Source organism: Cupriavidus sp. GW822-FHT03E04 (genome assembly GCF_058801495.1).
Window position 1 is genome coordinate 1 of sequence record NZ_JBXANI010000081.1, and the last position, 829, is coordinate 829.

The 829-nt window shown below is 60.2% G+C and carries 2 protein-coding genes; one reads left to right on the forward strand and one right to left on the reverse strand.

The features are described 5' to 3' along the window. Positions 1-394 (reverse strand): hypothetical protein (locus AC1RQC_RS40385; RefSeq protein WP_492886879.1); only part of this gene is annotated, 394 nt, incomplete at its 3' end. A gap of 146 nt (positions 395-540) precedes the next feature. Between AC1RQC_RS40385 and AC1RQC_RS40390 the strand changes: the two genes are divergently transcribed. After that, positions 541-829 (forward strand): DUF4124 domain-containing protein (locus AC1RQC_RS40390; RefSeq protein WP_492886881.1); only part of this gene is annotated, 289 nt, incomplete at its 3' end.

The following is an 829-nucleotide window of genomic DNA, read 5'->3' on the forward strand; positions in this document are numbered from 1 at the left end:
CAGCATGGCGCACGCGCCATGTCAGGAAGTCGGCCCGCGAGAGGCATTGCGCCAACTCGGTGTCCGAGATGGAATCAGGCAACTGGGTCAGAAGCAAACAGACCTGATGGTCTGGCAGCTCGTCTGGCCGGGGCAGGAATTCGCCGAGCCCATCAAAGCGGTTGAGCCAGAGTAGTAGGGTGACACGCCAGCGCACCAGGTTGCGTTGTTGCAGTATCGCGAGCAGGCGCTGCAGCGCACTGGCGCGTGGGTCGCTGGCGGCGCCGTTGGCATGAGGTTTGGCCATGAAGAGAAGGGCGAGCCCGCGCCCGCAGAATTTGTCACTGGCAAAACGATACGGACCGGAGCACGGGTGTGCCAGCGGAAACCTGCGGCAGATGGCGCAGGTTTTCAATGGCTTGGCAGGCGGTTTTTCGATAGCATCCCAAGGCACTGCTTAAAGGATTCAGGCCACCCCTCTACAGAGGGGGGCTACGCTGAGGCTGGCGTCTGCACAATTCTTACAGGAGGATTGCGATGCTGCTTATGCCGTTGTTGCTCATGCTGATCGGGACGTGCGTCCACGCCCAGACGATCTATCAGTGCCGAAGTCCGGCGGGAAAGGTCACTCTCCAGGACTCACCGTGCCCAGACAACGCCAAGACAGAGTTGTCTCGTAAGTCCATTGGCCAACTCAACGCGGAAGATCGTACGCAGCCATTTGTGATTGGCGACCAACAGTCTGCGAAACGACTCGCATCGAGCATCATCTGCCCTTCCCTGCGGCAGCAGTACACGGCAAACCTGGCTTGGTCTGAGCGTGCTATGGCCCGGAACGATCCCGCTGAGG